This is a genomic window from Streptomyces sp. NPDC087859 (assembly GCF_044742595.1).
Lineage (GTDB): Bacteria > Actinomycetota > Actinomycetes > Streptomycetales > Streptomycetaceae > Streptomyces > Streptomyces canus_F.
Window position 1 is genome coordinate 22,852 of record NZ_JBIUUU010000039.1, and the last position, 14,991, is coordinate 37,842.

The following is a 14,991-nucleotide window of genomic DNA, read 5'->3' on the forward strand; positions in this document are numbered from 1 at the left end:
CACGCGCAGGCCGACCTCCGCGGCAATGCGATGAGCACGACAGCCGGAAGACATCGCAGATCACACGCCCTCGCCGCGGAATCACATCTCAGCAGTCGTCCTGCCGCACACCCCGGGGCGAGCGGCCGGCGATCACGCGCGCCACCCCTCTTAGGGCGTGACACAGGACACACACATGGGCGACAACGCCGCCTTCTTCGGCTGCGTATCCCCTAGCGCAATCAAGCAAGGCCAGATCGGAGGATGCCGGATGAACACATGGCATGCCGGAATCGGCAGGTGCTCGTAGTGGGCGTCCGGACATGGCGCGTCTGGCGGAAAGAAACTGAAGACGCGTCATTGAATAGTGAAGCCGGGGTACGAGCCGCCTATTGCGAGTATGGCAGTGAGCTGTTGGGCTTCGCTCATAACCAGCTCGGTGACCCGCAACTGGCGGAAGAAGTCGTGCAGGAGGTATTCCTGCGGGCCTGGCGTGCTTCGGATTCCTTCGACGGCAAGCGGGGCAGTCTGCGGACCTGGCTGTACTCCATAGCCCGCAACGCGATCGTGGACGCACACCGGCGTCGGGAAGCCCGGCCCCCCATGGCTCATGCAGACCAGGCAGAGCAGGTCACGACAGCGCGGGAGGTCGATCCGTATGACCAGCTGCTCGCGCGCATAGAGCTGCGCGAAGCCCTGGGCAGACTCAGCCCGGACCATCGGGAAGTGATCATCCAGGTGTACTTCCTGGGCAGGACCTGCGCTGACGTGGCCGACGAGCTGGGCCTTGCGGCTTCCAGCGCCCGTAGCCGTCTCTACCACGGCATTCGGGCACTGCGCGGCATTCTCGACGAGAACGGATGGCTGGCACCATGAACGACGTCTGCGGTGCGATCCGCGAGGAAGCCACCGAACTCTTCCTGTTGGACAAGCCGTTGCCTGCCCCTCTCACCCGCCATGTGGCGTCGTGCCGAGGATGCTCCGAGGAATTGGAAGGCGTGCTCAGGGTCATGCGGACCTTCGAGCGTGCAGACTCCCTCCACGTCGCATCCGCCTTCGGTGCAGGCCAGGCAGTCCCTGTAGCGCTGAAGCGGAAGTGGGGACGCATTCGCCGTCGAGCAGCAGCCGGAATCGCATCCCTGGTGCTTGCAGCGTGCGCAGCCTTCGTGGCGGTCGTGGTGACCTCGGGCGATACCACCCGCACGTCCGTCGCCTCAGTTCATGTCGCCCAGGACGGAGAAATGATCGCGCACGCCTGGGGCACCGAAATCCCAGTGTCGCTGTCCGGGCTGCAGGACGGCGACACCTACCGGCTGATGACAGGCAACGCCCGTGGCGAAAGGGTCCAGGCCGGAAGCGTCCAGGCGAGCGGTCAAAGCCGCGGCCCCGTACGCGTCAGGCTCACCTCTGCCATGAACAAGGACACCATCACCACGCTCTACGTCCAGGACGCGGACGGGCGCTTCATCGCCCAAACCCCGGTGGGACCCCACCGCAGTTCCTGACACGGGCCGACTACCGCCCTGCCCTCGACCACCCGAATCAAGGCCAGCAGCGTGCCTGGCCCCCTTCAACGCACCCCAAGAGTGCGCCTTATGTGGAGGTTTGTTAGTGATTTCCATCAAAAGGACTGCGCGAGCAGCCGCAGTACTGACTGGCGTCGGTGCCGCAGCCCTCGGAGCGGTGAGTATCGCCCAGGCCGACACTCCCGCCTCTCCCAGTCGGCACAAGGCAGTCAAGACCGCTGCCGGCGACGGCACATCGGTGTCCCTGCCGGTATCAGGACGCGACCGCGTCTACACCGCAGACCAGACCTCCAATACGGTCACGGTCATCGACCCGTCCACCAACAAGACACTCGGCACCATCGCCCTCGGCGCGCAGCGGCTGGGGGCCACCCTCAGCCCCCAGTACACCGACAACGTCGGCGTTCACGGTCTGGCCTTCTCCCGCGACAACACCCGCCTCGGCGTCGTAAGCGTCACGAGCAACACCGTCGACATCATCGACACCGCCACCAACAAGGTGATCAGCGAAACCGACGTCGGGCGCGCCTCGCACGAGGGCACCTTCACCGCGGACGGCAAGCAGTTCTGGGTCGCCGACCGCGGCCGGGACACCGTCACCGTCGTCGACGCGGTCCACGGCGGTGTGGTCACCAACATCAAGGTCGGCGAAGGACCCTCCAAGGTCGTTCTCAGCCCAGACGGCAAGACCGCCTACGTCAACCACATCAGCGCGCCTGAGATCACCGCGGTCGATGTGCGCACCCACAAGGTCAGCTACACCATCAAGGGCCTTGGTGACACGTTCTCCTCCGACGAGGCGATCTCGCCCGACGGCAAGGAGTTGTGGGCTGCGCACAAGCGCGTCGGCATGACCAGCGTCATCGATCTCGAGCACCGCAAGGTCGCGGCCGTGCTGAAGACCGGCCCGGACACCAACCACCCCAACTTCGCCAACACGAAGAACGGTTCCTTCGCGTACCTGACCGTGGGCGGCCTCGACCAGACCCTGGTCTACCGGCGCAACCCCGGCGGCACACCTGAGCTGGTGACCCGCATCCATGACACGGGGCATGCACCGCACGGCCTGTGGCCCAGCGGGGACGGCACCCGCATGTACGTGGGCATGGAGAAGTCCGACGCCGTCGACGTCATCGATACCGCCACCAACAAGGTCATCGACACCGTCGGCGTCGGTCAGGAGCCGCAGGCCCTGGTGTATGTGCCCAACGCGGCGCCCACCGGGTCAGCTGCCAACCTGGGCCGCCAAGGCCTCGGCGACGCACCCCGCAACGTCTCCACCATCCTGCCCGACGGAACACCGGGTGAGACCATGCGCCCCGACGACAAAGGTCGGCAGTTGGAGGCCACCGTCAGGCCGGTGAGCGGACTCGACATGATCCAGCTTCAAGCCCGCGGCCTTCAGCCGACCACCACGTACCGAGCCTTCGCTGTCCAGACGGACGGCAGCAAGATTCCTCTGCTGTCGTTCACCACGGACTCCGGAGGGAACGCCCCCCAGGTTCTGGCCTTCGCCGACTTCACCGGGGTGAGCGTATCCCTTACCTCCGAGGGCAAGGCCTCGGCCCAGACGCTGGCGCGGATGTCCTCCGCGGTTGCATCCATGCACCCCGGGTCGGACAGCACCGTCGAGGCTGCCGACCTCCTGTACTGCGACTGCTGCTGAAAGGCTCACGCCACCATGACACGCCTACCCCGCATCCGCTCCAGCCGGCGCGCACACCGGATTGCGGCGGTGCTGGGAACCGCCGCAGGAGCTCTGTTCCTTCTGACGGGACCGGCCTCGGCACACGTGCGAGTCTTTGCCGACGGAGCCAAGCAGGGAAGCCCTGCCACACTCCGGTTCCGGGTCCCCTCGGAAAAGGCAGACGCCACGACCGTGCGTATCGACGTCACCCTTCCCAAGGGCGTCATGTCCACCGCGATTCCCCCGGCTTCAGGCTGGAAGCAGAAGGAGACGTCGTCTCCTGAAGGCGCCACCCAGATCATGTGGACGGCCACGGCAGGCCATGAGCTCAAGCCGGACGCACACCGCTATTTCGACGTCCAGGTGGGGCCGCTCCCGAAGAAGGCGAGTATCGCCTTCGACGTGACCCAGACCTACTCGGACGGAACGGTCGTGAACTGGAACGAGCCGCAGTCAGGCACCAAGGAGCCGGAGTTTCCTGCGCCCGTACTGGTCCTTGACGCCGCCTCAGCCAAGGCCCAGTTGGCCCGTCAGGAAGCAGCTGCGCAGCAAACGCCCACCACCACGGCGACTCCCACTTCAGCGGCTGTCGCCGACGAACAAGGTGCGGGCGGGGTGTCATTGCTCCCGTGGACTGTCGCCGGCGCCGCCATTGTGGGTGCAGGCACGGTGGTCGTCCTGCGCCGCGGAACCCCCAAACGCCCGTGAGGGCAACAGAGGTGAGGAACTGACCGTGTCATGAGCGGAGAGGCAGAGGCGATCAGCCTCGCCTCTCCGCTGCATAGGCGCTGATCCCCTACCGGTCCTCACCGGCCGAAGGCTGCAGGTACAGCAGCGAACGTAAGGAATGCACCATGCCCCTATGGTCGGTAACCTTCCGAACCACTTCCTCAACGGCGGAGCCCTCCATCCACGGAACACAAACCTGGGTCCTGGACGCTGCCAGCCACCGTGACGCCCTCCTCATCGCAGCTGCCCGCACAGAGTCAGACTCCGCGCGCCGCCACCGCCGCAACGCCGCGGTCGACACGAACACCGGCCACGCGGTTCTTTGGTGTCCGCCGCTCTTCCTTGTGGATCGACCATGAACCGGGCCCCATGATCGTCCCGTGACGATCATGGTGTCAGCTGGGAACAGAGCCCCGCATCTGGTATCCGATGCGGTTCCTGGCCCGGGGATCTTCGCCTTTCCAGCATGTGACGCAGCGCGCCAGTGCCGGCGGGAACCCCGTCGAGGATCCCGCCTTAGCTAGCGGGGGCACGGGGTCAGAGTCGTCCTGGATAGTCCCGTTCGCCGTGCAGAGCCCGCGTTGAATCTCGGAGTCCGAGACCGCCCGGAACCGTCGGCAGGCGCCGCCGTGCCCGACGTCGAAGCAGTCGTCATCCACGCATACGGCGGTCACGGCTGACCTCCAGGGTGAGGAGAAACGGCCCGGCCCCACAACCAGCGGCGCGATCAGCAGGTTAGCCCGGGGTTCAGTCGCCCGGCTTCGGAGCCTTGGCAATCACCTGCCGCGCCTGCTCGAAGAACTCCTCTCGGAGGCGCGCCACCGCCGAGATCCCTTGCATGAACTCCGCCTGCTTGGCCTGCACCCCGATAGTGACAGGGTTGCTGATTCCCCAGAAGGCGATGGTCTGCGCGAGCTCGTTGAGCTTCTCGTCTGCTTTCGAGGCAGCGAGGGAGGCACCTGTCGGCCCGAGTAGCTTGACGGCTTCGACAGCACGGTGTGCTGGCTCCATCGCCTCCCCGATTGCGGTATTGAAGAACGCGTTGCGTTCCTCGTCGAATCGTGTCTCGTCGCAGCTGGCCGGAATGATGTGCCGCGGCAGATGGAGCACCACGTCCATGATGCCCATGCTGGCTGCGTCATGTGCAGCAAGGTAGGCGACGTACGCCTCTCGACGTTCGCCACGCAGCCACTGCTCGTGCTCCACCTGCGCTTGATCGGTCGTCTGCTTACGGCCGACGTAGATGCCCACGAGGGCGCCGCCGACACCGAACACACCGGCGGCCACCGCCGCCACAACCGCCCCCCACGCCTCATTCATGCCGGCATCCTGACGGTGCGGGCGCCTCCTCCGCCAGCCCGACGATCCTTCAGTCGACCGATACGGCTACGGCGACCACGTACCTCGCACGCCAGCCGCGACGGTCCTGTGCGACCCAAGACCTCGGCGCGGCGGGCCTGCCACACGCGTGCGGTCGCGTACCAGCTGGTGACCTCCTCCAACGTTGCCCACACGGTCCGATCGTCGTCGCCGGGGCGACTGCAGCCGCTGTCTGACCGAGGACGGCCGTTCGGGACCAGGAGCTGCCAGCGAATCCGGCGCCCTACGTCCTCACCGCTCGCCAGAACGGCCGCCGGGGGGAAGTGCGCCAGGGCCACGACGCTTGCGGGGGGCCGGGGTGGGTCTGCTCCTGGCGCTCGCCGCATCCGTCCGCAGCCAAACGCTTCATTCAGAGCCATCGGCACCTGGGTAGGGTCGCCGCAGTTCGCTGAGTTTGCCCGCGCGTCGGCAGCTCCGACGTCCCGACATGAGCTGTCGAACCCGCTCCACCAGGGGGAGCGGGTGTCGCAGTCTGCTTGCGGGTCTGCTCGGGCAGAGCCGTGCTCTGATCGGTGCTCAGCAACATGCCCGGGTCGTATTCGAAGGCCTCATAGGCGGCGCCGAGCGGAAATGCTCGGTACGCGGAAGGGTGACTTCCACCAGCCGGCCCTCCTGGCGTTCTGTGGACCGAGGCAGTCGTCGTCCTGGTCGCCAGGTAGACCTTGCTGAACAGCGGCTGATCTTGCCCGTATCCGCCCGACGATCAGTTTGTGGACAAGCCACTGCTCGTCAACACAAACTGGCCTCAGCATCCAGTCGATTCCGCAAGCGGCCGACCACTCCATTGATGAGATGTACGACTTCTGCCGGCGTGCTCGCTTGTCCGTATATGTAGAAGTCTGGGCGGACAAGGATCGCTTGGGCGTTCGAAGTGTCGAGCCAGTGGTCGTACGTGCCGTCGAAGTCGACGTAGGAGTCCGGGGATTCCACGTGGGCTCGGGAGGTGTAGACCACGTTGATTGTCAGAAATCTGGACACCGCATCGCAGATGCGGCGGGCGTTCTCGGCGAGAAGGCGATCACCACAGAACAACGTCCACCCCGGTCCAGTGACGTCGTCGAGCCGCTTGATCTGGCCCTCGTGGACGATGAGGCCCTGCACTCCGAGCTGACCGCTGGCGCTGGACGCGCCATTGTCTTCGTTGAGGAAGCCCGCCTTCAAGGCTGGCATCGGGGGCATGGGCGGCAGTCCGCTCCGGCGGATTTCGGCGTCCCGCGCGGCCGCCTTCTCCGGGTCGGTTTCGCAGAGGATGGCGCCCAATGCGATCGCGCTCCGGGTGATCTCTTCGACGTGGCCGCGTCGTTCTTGTGTATAGGTCTGCAGAAGGTCCTCCGAGGCGGTGCCCTTGAGGATCAGGTCCAGCTTCCAGGCGAGGTTGGCCGCATCGCGGATTCCCGAGCACATCCCTTGCCCCAGGAAGGGTGGCATCAGGTGCGCGGCGTCACCAGCGAGGATCGCGCGACCGCGTGTGAAGTCGTGGGCGACGAGAGAGTTGAAGGTGTAGAGGGTTCGTCGAACCAGCGTCGCGTTCTCGGGGGTGACGCCCCAGCGTTCGAGCTTGCTCCAGCAACTCGCCTCACTGACTAGTTCGGCGGGATCTTCCCCCGGCATGAGCATGAACTCCCACCGGGCGTGCCCACGTGCCAGCCAGCGGAAGAGGGTTACGGGGCGCTTCGGGTCGCACATCTGACCGGAGCTGGGCATCGCGAGCTTCTGGTCAGGTTCGTGGAGTCTGGCATCGACGATGGAGAGTGTCTCGGAGAATCCGAAGTCGTCCCAGGTGATGCCGGCTGCTTTCCGCACGAACGAGTTGGCTCCGTCGGCACCGATGACGTAGCGAGCGCGGATGGTCGTGGTGGAGCCGTTCGGCTCCCATGTCTGACCGTCCTGGGTCCCGCCGTGGAAGGTCACCTCTACGAAGTTCTCGTGCTGTTGGAGATCGGTCGCTTCCCAGCCGCGGTGGATGAGGACGCTGTCGTTGGCTTCGGCTGCCTGTGAGAGCAGGGCTTCCAGGTCGGGCTGGTAGAAGATGTAGTCGGATCGCCAGGACGACTTGGTGGGCTTGCCCCAGTCGATCTGGAAGAGAAGGTCTCCCTTGCCGTCGACCCAGTCGTATCCGGTGGCCGGGATGGCCTTCACCTCGAAGGCGTCGGCAACGCCGATGGACTGGAAGATGCGTACGGTCTCGTCGTCGACATGCCCGGCCCTGGGAAGGGGGTAGGGCAGTTCCCAGCGTTCATACACTCCGACCTTCCAGCCCTTGTGGCCGAGCAGGGCAGCCAGGCTCTGGCCCACTGGGCCGTACCCGACGATACAAACGTCGAGGTCGATCGGCATTTTGTCCTTCCCTCCGGCGTTCACCGGATCGCTGCCGTAGCTCGTGCCGGCCGGGGCTGCTGGGCGCGTATCTCGTGGCGCATGGTCCCCACCCCGGCGACGGCGGTTTCGAGGACGTCTCCGTCGCTCAGGAAACGTGGGGGGGTGCGGCCGATGCCGACCCCCGCGGGGGTTCCGGTGAAGATCAGGTCGCCAGGTCGCAGCGCGACGACGCCGGAGAGGTAGGCGATCAGCTTCGGGATGCTGAAGATGAGGTCTTTGGTGGACCCGCTCTGGACGGTCTCGCCGTTGATGGTGCAGCCGACGCTGATGTCGTCGGGATCGTCGAACTCGTCGAGTGTGGCAATGAAGGGTCCGACCGGTCCGTAGCCGGGACGGGACTTGCCGAAGGTGGGCTGGGAGTTCACTCCGAGCCGGCTCTGCACGGAGCGGTCGGAGATGTCCTGGCCGGCCGCGATGCCTGCCACATGGCTCCATGCCTCGGATTCAGGGACCTGGTAGGAGTTCTTGCCGATCACGACGACGACTTCGGCCTCCCAGTCGATCGTGGGATTGGGTACCCCGATTGATCCGTACGGGGCGGCGAGGGACGAGACAAGTTTCGAGAACACGTAGGGGTGCTCGGGAATCGCGAGGCCGGACTCGATGGCGTGCGTCGCGTAGTTCAGGCCGATGCACAGGATCTGCCCGGGTGTCGGTGAGGGGCACAGGAGGTCGTTCTGGCTCCAGATGATGGTTGCACCGGCGGAAGGCCCGTACTGGTCGACCGTGGCTGCCAGCTCCGTGACCTCGTCCCACCGCGACAGTGCGATGTGCGGGTCGGCCAGGGTGTCGTCCCCGGTGGCGCGTGCCAGATCGATGCCGCCCAAGGTTCCGGTGACGAGGGTGAGACGGCCGTTGATGTTTGCGAACTTCACTTTTCGCCCCAGGGGTTGCCGAGTCCAGCCACATCGATGGCGGACGCTTGTTGGTCGGTGTCTGAGATGGTTGGCAAGACTTCGAGGAATGCTTCCGGCAGCGGGTTGCTGAGGTAAAGGTCAGCGGATCCTTCGGAGGGAGCCCATTTGACCGGCTTGTGGTCTGGGGCGATGCGCTGGAGGCCGGGAGAGACGATCTCCAGGCGCATTCCTCCGGGTTCGCGTACGTAGACGGAGAATGACTCTCCGTGCCCGTGGCGCCCCGGGCCCCACTCGATGGCGATTCCTGCTTCGCGGAAGATCTCCGCGGCACGAATGACGTCGGCACGTTCGTCGACTTGCAGGGCGAAGTGGTGGAACCGGCCTCGGTGGGGGGAGTCGTCGCGCAGGAAAGCCAGTTGGAACGCCGATCCGGTGGACAGGGTTGCGAAGATGGCCAGGCCTTCCTTGGGCACTTCCGTCCATTCGGTTAGGAAGATGCCGAGGTTCCTCGAGTACCAGTCAGCGTCCGCGAGGACGTCTGCCGATGGGAAGTTCACATGGTCGAGGTGGCGGGCGGCGACTCCGCGGGCGGGAGTTCGCTGCGGGCGGGTGGGTAGCGGCGAGGCAAGGTGCTCAGGTGCCTGGTAGTGCTCGGCCTCCCAGAAGATTTTCTGCTTCTGCCCGTTGGGCCCGACGAAGACGTAGGCCTTTCCCTGACAGGGTGCTGACTTCTGCCAGCCAAGCCCACCGTTGTCGGGAACGAGCCTGCGTGCTGCGAGGTCGAGGGCTTCGGCGTTCTTGGCACGCCACCCGATGTGGCCGAGACCCGTGGTCGGGCTCTGAGTGAGGATCAGGTCGTACGGGAGGTAGTTACCCCACGTTCTGAGAAAGATCGAATCGCCGTGTTCGAAGACGACTTCCATGCCGACGAGATCGTGGAAGAACTGAGCGCTCGCCTGGAGCTGGGGTGTGAGGATCTCGACGTGTGCGAGGTGCGCGATGAGAGAGTCCATCTCTGTCCCTTCTGGCTGGCGGGCGCGCTTCACCGAGCCTTCGTCCCCCGGTGGTGTTCAGGGGAAGCGAAGGGCTGGGGGCGCTGCCCGCATGAGGGCTTTGGGCACCGTGTTGGGGATGGTGCAGTGCCTCGTCCGAAGCTCTCTGCGCCGTAAGCGGCTCGTGATACAGGCACAGGCATGCGGCTCGGAACTGGAATCTTTTTAGCACACTGTCCGATAAATAAAAAGGTGCAAAAGGGGAGGCTTTGTCCGGTTAACTCTCGAAAGTGTCGCCACATCGGGGTCGCAGACTGCTTGAAGGCGGCATGGTGCGGCCATTTGGGATACGATTAATGACACGTTGTTTCATAAAATGGAGGAACCTTGACCCAGACGGCCCCCAGAGGACGGCCGCCTCAGATCGACCGCCACCATGTGAGGGACACTGCGCTGGCCCTCCTCAGGGAAGTAGGGTTCGAGGAGGTCAGCACGACACAGATCGCAGCCGCTGTGGGGATCAGCCGGTCCAGTCTGGCCCGCTTCTACTCAACGAAGCAGCAGATCGTCTGGGAGGGCCTCGACGACCTCTCGGGCCGACTCTCCGCGGAACTCGACCAACCCTCGGAAGCTAGCTCGGTCTCGGCAAGGATCACGGCGGCCATCGAAGCCGCTCTGGCCTATCCCGAGAGCGAGTTGAGGGTTCTGCGAACGCGGCTGCAGCTCGTACGCGACAACCCTGGTCTGCAGGCGAAGCGAGCCTACGACCGCGACCCTCTTGCCCAAGTGGTCAAAGCCTTCATCGCCGCCGAGTCCAGACTGGCCTATTCCGAAGGTGAACTGTCCTGTCTGGCTGCGCTCATCGCCACCGCCATCGACGCCGCACTGATCGAGTGGAGCGGCTCGGATGAGGCGGAACCGATGAGGCATGTCGAAAACTGCCTGCGCTTCATCGTCCCGATTCTCTGACCAAAGCTCTTGCGACGAGCCGGTCACCGGGCAACGTCGTCACGGGCGAGGAGCCCGCAACGAGTGTTGAGGTGCGGGCCAGTGGTGCGCAGGGCGGGCCCCCTGCCTTGGGACGAGTGTGACCAGCATGGTGGCCCCGGTGCGAAGGGGGCGCGCGGTGGAGCTCTCACCCGTCGACCGGGCCGGCTGCCCCTGTCTCCTCCCGGGTGCGGGCACGATGGGTTCGTCAGGCCATGGCCGCCAGCGGCAGGGCTGGGCGGCTGCCAGAGGGCGAATCACAGATTCAGCACGGCTTTCAGTGCCTGAAGCATGTGCTCTTGGCGACTCTGCTCACTGACGGCTACCTCTGTAATCTCCTCGTCGGCGAACAGCGCCGTTGACAAGGCCTGCCCCCAGAGGATGCGGAAGGCGGTGTCTGCCGCTTCCGCCGTCGTGCCGAAGCGTTCCGCGAGGAGAGCGCCGAATTCCCGCGCGGCGCGCAGGGTGCTCCCCGTGCCACGTGCGCGCAGCTGCGGGTCGTCGTATCCGCTGAGCATGAACGCCTGGAAGACCAGGCGGTGTTCGGTGAAGACGGCCGCGAAAGCCTCGATCATGCGCCGCAGGAGCGTGTCGTCGTCAGCGATGGCCCAGACCGCAGCAGTGTGAGAGAGCCACGCGTCCTCGATTCGAGCCAGGAAACGGTCCTGGGCTTCCACGAGCAGGGTCCGGCGGTCGGTGAAGCGGTGGTAGATCGCACCGTTGGACACGCCTGAAACCTTGCTTACAGCGGCGATCGTCAGCGCCCCAGGGCCCTGGCTCCCGAGGATCGCAAGGGCGGCGTCGATCACCTTGGCCGCCGAGTCCTGGCTACGGGCCTGCAGGGGCTGCCGCATGCCGTCCCGCTGCTCCGTCATCCGACATCTCCTCATTGTCCCGTGACAACCGCGAACCAGAGGGCTTACTCTAATACAGGCAATACCAGAGTGTGCGCTCTAATTTGGAGGCTGTCGTGAGTGACACCCCTGCACAGCACATCTTCAGCAGCGCCAAACCGCCGGAGGGCGGCGGCTACCCGGGCTTCAGGCCGGCAAGCTGGGTCGAGGACGGCATGCGGTGCGAGCGGGACGTAGGCGTGCGGATGCGCGACGGCGCCACGATCTACATCGACATCGTCCGCCCCGAAGGCGCCGAGGAGGTTCCCGTACTGTTGGCCTACGGGCCCTACGGCAAGCACAACGGCTTCCCGCCGATCCTGGCCGCGGGTGCCGACATCGAGCCCCCTCTGCCCGAGGGGACGCGTTTCGAGGCGCCGGTGGCGCCGTACTGGGTCAGTCATGGCTACGCGGTCATCTACGCCGACCCGCGCGGGACCTGGTGGTCGGAGGGTGACGCCACCTACCTGAGTCCGCAGGAGGCCGAAGACGGGTACGACCTCGTCGAGTGGGCGGGCACCCAGCCCTGGAGCAACGGCAAAGTCGGGATGAGCGGGGTGTCCTACCTGGCAATGACCCAGTACACCGTGGCCGCCACCCGACCGCCGCACCTTGCCGCCATCAACCCCTCCGAGGGCATCTCCGACACCTACCGAGAGTCAATCTTTCAGGGTGGCATCCTGGAGACCCAGTTCTCCGGGCACCTCACGGGCGCGCTGACCGGCTACGGCCGCAACAGGACCGAGGACGTCTTCAGCGAGCTGATCGAGCACCCGCTGCTGGACGACTACTGGCAGGAACGGGCCTTCCAGCTCGAGAACATCGACGTGCCGGCGTTCTTCGTCTGCTCGATGGGCAACCACGGCACCCACACCCGCGGAACCCTGGAGGCGTACCGCCGGGTCAACTCCGAGCACAAATGGCTCGACGTTCACGGCCGTAAGGAGTGGCGGTACTACTACGCTCCCGAAAACGTCGAGCGTCAGCGGGCCTTCTTCGACCGCTTCCTCAAGGGCGTCGACAGCAGCCTCGACTCCTGGCCCGCCGTCCGCGTCGAGTACCGCGACCGCACGGAGACCGGCCCCGTCCGAGACGACGTCTCCTGGCCGCCCGCAGGCGTGCGTCACACCCCCTTCCACCTCGACGCCGCAACGAGCCGGCTGACCAACGAAGTCCCGAAGAACCCCGCCACGGCCGAGTACGACCCGACCAGGTCTCCCACCGAGCCCTACCGGCACGCCGGCGACCAGAAGGCCGTCTTCCATCTCACCTTCGACAAGACGACCGACCTGGCCGGTCCCGTCTCCCTGGCGCTGTGGACAGAGTCACCCGGCGCCGCGGACATGGATGTCTTCGTCACCCTCGACAAGATCGACACCGACGGCAACCGCGTCCCCTATCCACTGGTCGCCTACCTCGACGACGGGCCTCTGGCCTACGGCTGGATGCGTGCCAGCCGCCGTGAACTCGACCCCGACCTGTCCACTCCCGAGCAGCCCGTGCAGGCCCACCGCCGCGACCTGCCCCTGCCCGAGAAGGGACCGGTCCGCCTCGACATCGAGATCTGGCCGATCACCGCACACTGTCACCCCGGAGAGACACTGCGCCTGACCATCGCCGGCGCCGACATCTACCGCTGGCCCGCCGAACATCTCGTCAACGGCCACGACTTCGTGAACAACACCGCCCGGCACATCCTGCATACCGGGGCCGAGCATGACTCCGTGCTCCTCCTCCCCATCATCGAGGCCGACCACGAAGACCGGCAGACCGGTGACTGAGACGATGCTCGCCTACTCCCAGGCTCTGGCCGCAGGCGCTCTGGTCGGGGCGGTGTACGCCCTGCTGCGCGTCCGCTCCCCGGCCCCGCCCCTATACGGCCTCGCAGGACTGGCGGGCATGCTGCTCGGCCACACAGTCCTGAGTGCGCTGCTGTGAGCGCCACAGCGTCCCAGCAGATCGCCGCGTCCGTCCTGGTCGGGTTCCTGGCCGGAGGGCTCTACGTCCTGCTGGGAGCTCCCTCCCCGGCCCCGCCCTGGCCTGCATTGGTCGGACTGCTCGGCATTCTCCTGGGTGAACATGCCACGCGGGCCGTTGTCACCCGGACCCGCCCCCTACACCGGGACGATCCACAGGAGTAGACCCAGCTCCCTCCCCAGTCTCATCACACCCCGCAGGAAGCGCCTTCATGATCCACTACGCACCCTCGGCTGCTGACCAAGCCCCTTTCCCTGCCAGCTACGCCGAGGAATCCCGCTACCTCGGCTACCGCCGAGACGACAAGTACAAGCCCTACGCCAAGTACTTCCGCCCCGACACCCAGCCCGTCCAGGACCACATCCAAGAGGCCCTGATCAGCGGCATGGCCCCGACCGAGTACGCCTACACCATCAATGACGCCGCCCGCATCATGTCCCGCCCGGGCTACCACAAGATGGAAACCGGCTGGACCCGCGTTCCCGGTGGCCTGATGATCTCTGTGCTCACCGAGATGCCGGGCGTCACAGGTGAAATGTGGGACTGGTGGTTCGGCTGGCACTCCACCGAAACCGCCCGGTACAAGCTCTGGTACCCCGACGCACACCAGTTCTCCGCCCTCGGCGAGGACCGCAGCACAGACCGCACCCTGACCGACCGTCAGCGCTACATCGACAACGTGTCGTACGTCGACGAATACGTCGGAGGCTCCCTCCAGCGCCTCGCCATCCGCTTCATCGACCCCACCCGCCTCGGCTTCGACGAGCCAGGCCCCGGGCACGCCGTCATCTGCGCCCGGGTCGGCCTCAGCCGCTACCCCGTCGCACAGGGCTGGCTCATCCACCAGGTGCGCCCCACCTCGGACGGTGCGGAAATGCGCAGCCGGTTCTTCCTGAGCGACACCGAGATCCTCAACCTTCCAGGCCGCGACCTGCCAGGCCGCGGCGCCAGCCTCTTGTCAGGCAAGGCTGGCCGGAAGCTCGGCAACTCCGCACTGCCCCGCCTCAGCAAGAGAGTGATCGGGCCGACATTCGGCCAGGACCTGCTCTACCACTGCGCCGCCGAAATGAACCATCTCGCCTCATTCCTGCCCAGTCTCCACGGGGAGTTCAACGGCACCCCGTAATCGGGCCCACGGCCGAAACACAGCACGCTTCGCGCGAAAGCCCTCGGGACTGTCAGACGTTCGGGTCTTCCAAGATTTTCGTAGCCGGTGATCGGGCCAGCTGGCCTGTGGTGTCGGCCGGTTGGCGGCGCCATCCTGGTGGTGTTTGCGACACGGCTGGAAGACCTGTTACCGCAGCTTGAAGCTTCCCCTTGATTGTGGACACCTGGAGACTGGGACCTGAGGTTCCAGAGGAAGTAGCACCAGGTGGGAAGCAAGTACACGAAGCGGTACACCGAGGAGTTCAAGCGGGACGCCATCGCGCTCGTCGACTCCTCGGGCAAGACGGTCACCGCCGTGGCCCGGGAGCTGGGCATCAGCTCCGAGTCCCTACGCGGCTGGTACCGCCAGGCCAAGGCAGACCAGGGGGAGGGCCGCCCTGGCGAGCTCACCACGCAGGAGCGTGAGGAGCTCAGGCGGCTGCGCAGGCAGAACGCCGA

15 protein-coding genes are annotated in these 14,991 nt (G+C 65.8%); 10 read left to right on the top strand and 5 right to left on the bottom strand.

The window, feature by feature from the left end:
- The first annotated feature begins 243 nt into the window (after nucleotides 1–243).
- The 4 genes from ACIOHP_RS49465 to ACIOHP_RS49480 all read left to right on the top strand — a co-directional run bounded on the left by ACIOHP_RS49465 (nucleotide 244) and on the right by ACIOHP_RS49480 (nucleotide 3,900).
- Entirely contained in the window at nucleotides 244–855 is a 612-nt protein-coding gene (locus ACIOHP_RS49465; protein WP_401898369.1) for a sigma-70 family RNA polymerase sigma factor, read from the top strand.
- A complete protein-coding gene (locus ACIOHP_RS49470; RefSeq protein ID WP_401898372.1) occupies nucleotides 852–1,484 on the top strand; it encodes a hypothetical protein in 633 nt (210 codons plus the stop codon). The genes ACIOHP_RS49465 and ACIOHP_RS49470 overlap by 4 nt, the downstream gene beginning before the upstream one ends.
- Nucleotides 1,485–1,662: 178 nt before the next feature.
- Entirely contained in the window at nucleotides 1,663–3,171 is a 1,509-nt protein-coding gene (locus tag ACIOHP_RS49475) for a beta-propeller fold lactonase family protein (RefSeq protein ID WP_401898374.1), read from the top strand.
- Nucleotides 3,172–3,186: 15 nt separating this feature from the next.
- Nucleotides 3,187–3,900 (top strand): YcnI family protein, encoded by a 714-nt coding sequence (locus ACIOHP_RS49480; protein ID WP_401898377.1) that lies wholly within the window; start codon nucleotides 3,187–3,189, stop codon nucleotides 3,898–3,900.
- Nucleotides 3,901–4,668: 768 nt separating this feature from the next.
- Here the strand turns inward: ACIOHP_RS49480 and ACIOHP_RS49485 are convergent.
- The 4 genes from ACIOHP_RS49485 to ACIOHP_RS49500 all read right to left on the bottom strand — a co-directional run bounded on the left by ACIOHP_RS49485 (nucleotide 4,669) and on the right by ACIOHP_RS49500 (nucleotide 9,550).
- Nucleotides 4,669–5,241 carry a hypothetical protein gene (locus tag ACIOHP_RS49485; protein ID WP_401898379.1) on the bottom strand — a complete coding sequence of 191 codons (573 nt, stop codon included), beginning with the start codon at nucleotides 5,239–5,241 and terminating at the stop codon, nucleotides 4,669–4,671.
- Nucleotides 5,242–6,030: 789 nt separating this feature from the next.
- Complete coding sequence (locus tag ACIOHP_RS49490; RefSeq protein WP_401898381.1) at nucleotides 6,031–7,638, bottom strand: bifunctional 3-(3-hydroxy-phenyl)propionate/3-hydroxycinnamic acid hydroxylase; 1,608 nt, start codon at nucleotides 7,636–7,638, stop codon at nucleotides 6,031–6,033.
- Nucleotides 7,639–7,658: 20 nt separating this feature from the next.
- Entirely contained in the window at nucleotides 7,659–8,555 is an 897-nt protein-coding gene (locus ACIOHP_RS49495; protein ID WP_401898383.1) for a fumarylacetoacetate hydrolase family protein, read from the bottom strand.
- A complete protein-coding gene (locus tag ACIOHP_RS49500; protein WP_401898385.1) occupies nucleotides 8,552–9,550 on the bottom strand; it encodes a VOC family protein in 999 nt (332 codons plus the stop codon). The genes ACIOHP_RS49495 and ACIOHP_RS49500 overlap by 4 nt, the downstream gene beginning before the upstream one ends.
- A gap of 366 nt (nucleotides 9,551–9,916) precedes the next feature.
- On the opposite strand from ACIOHP_RS49500, the gene ACIOHP_RS49505 reads away from it, so the two are divergent.
- Complete coding sequence (locus ACIOHP_RS49505) at nucleotides 9,917–10,498, top strand: TetR/AcrR family transcriptional regulator (protein WP_401898387.1); 582 nt, start codon at nucleotides 9,917–9,919, stop codon at nucleotides 10,496–10,498.
- Nucleotides 10,499–10,773: 275 nt separating this feature from the next.
- Here the strand turns inward: ACIOHP_RS49505 and ACIOHP_RS49510 are convergent, their stop codons facing one another.
- A complete protein-coding gene (locus ACIOHP_RS49510) occupies nucleotides 10,774–11,391 on the bottom strand; it encodes a TetR/AcrR family transcriptional regulator (RefSeq protein ID WP_401898388.1) in 618 nt (205 codons plus the stop codon).
- 95 nt (nucleotides 11,392–11,486) lie between these two features.
- Between ACIOHP_RS49510 and ACIOHP_RS49515 the strand changes: the two genes are divergently transcribed.
- From ACIOHP_RS49515 to ACIOHP_RS49535, 5 genes are all read left to right on the top strand, one after another.
- Entirely contained in the window at nucleotides 11,487–13,190 is a 1,704-nt protein-coding gene (locus tag ACIOHP_RS49515; protein ID WP_401898389.1) for a CocE/NonD family hydrolase, read from the top strand.
- Nucleotides 13,183–13,347: a DUF1427 family protein gene (locus ACIOHP_RS49520; RefSeq protein WP_401898391.1), complete on the top strand. Its 165-nt coding sequence runs from the start codon at nucleotides 13,183–13,185 to the stop codon at nucleotides 13,345–13,347. Before ACIOHP_RS49515 ends, ACIOHP_RS49520 begins: the two co-directional genes overlap by 8 nt.
- Nucleotides 13,344–13,550: a DUF1427 family protein gene (locus ACIOHP_RS49525; protein ID WP_401898392.1), complete on the top strand. Its 207-nt coding sequence runs from the start codon at nucleotides 13,344–13,346 to the stop codon at nucleotides 13,548–13,550. The genes ACIOHP_RS49520 and ACIOHP_RS49525 overlap by 4 nt, the downstream gene beginning before the upstream one ends.
- Nucleotides 13,551–13,597: 47 nt before the next feature.
- Nucleotides 13,598–14,512 carry a DAPG hydrolase family protein gene (locus ACIOHP_RS49530; RefSeq protein ID WP_401898394.1) on the top strand — a complete coding sequence of 305 codons (915 nt, stop codon included), beginning with the start codon at nucleotides 13,598–13,600 and terminating at the stop codon, nucleotides 14,510–14,512.
- Nucleotides 14,513–14,758: 246 nt separating this feature from the next.
- Nucleotides 14,759–14,991: transposase (locus tag ACIOHP_RS49535; RefSeq protein WP_401898396.1), on the top strand; the 233-nt coding region annotated here is incomplete at its 3' end.

Coding starts and splice junctions, on each gene's coding strand:
- ACIOHP_RS49530 (WP_401898394.1), top strand. CDS start 13,598: ATGATCCACTACGCACCCTCGGCTGCTGACCAAGCCCCTTTCCCTGCC.
- ACIOHP_RS49465 (WP_401898369.1), top strand. CDS start 244: ATGCCGGATGAACACATGGCATGCCGGAATCGGCAGGTGCTCGTAGTG.
- ACIOHP_RS49490 (WP_401898381.1), bottom strand. CDS start 7,638: ATGCCGATCGACCTCGACGTTTGTATCGTCGGGTACGGCCCAGTGGGC.
- ACIOHP_RS49500 (WP_401898385.1), bottom strand. CDS start 9,550: ATGGACTCTCTCATCGCGCACCTCGCACACGTCGAGATCCTCACACCC.
- ACIOHP_RS49485 (WP_401898379.1), bottom strand. CDS start 5,241: ATGAATGAGGCGTGGGGGGCGGTTGTGGCGGCGGTGGCCGCCGGTGTG.
- ACIOHP_RS49480 (WP_401898377.1), top strand. CDS start 3,187: ATGACACGCCTACCCCGCATCCGCTCCAGCCGGCGCGCACACCGGATT.
- ACIOHP_RS49510 (WP_401898388.1), bottom strand. CDS start 11,391: ATGACGGAGCAGCGGGACGGCATGCGGCAGCCCCTGCAGGCCCGTAGC.
- ACIOHP_RS49470 (WP_401898372.1), top strand. CDS start 852: ATGAACGACGTCTGCGGTGCGATCCGCGAGGAAGCCACCGAACTCTTC.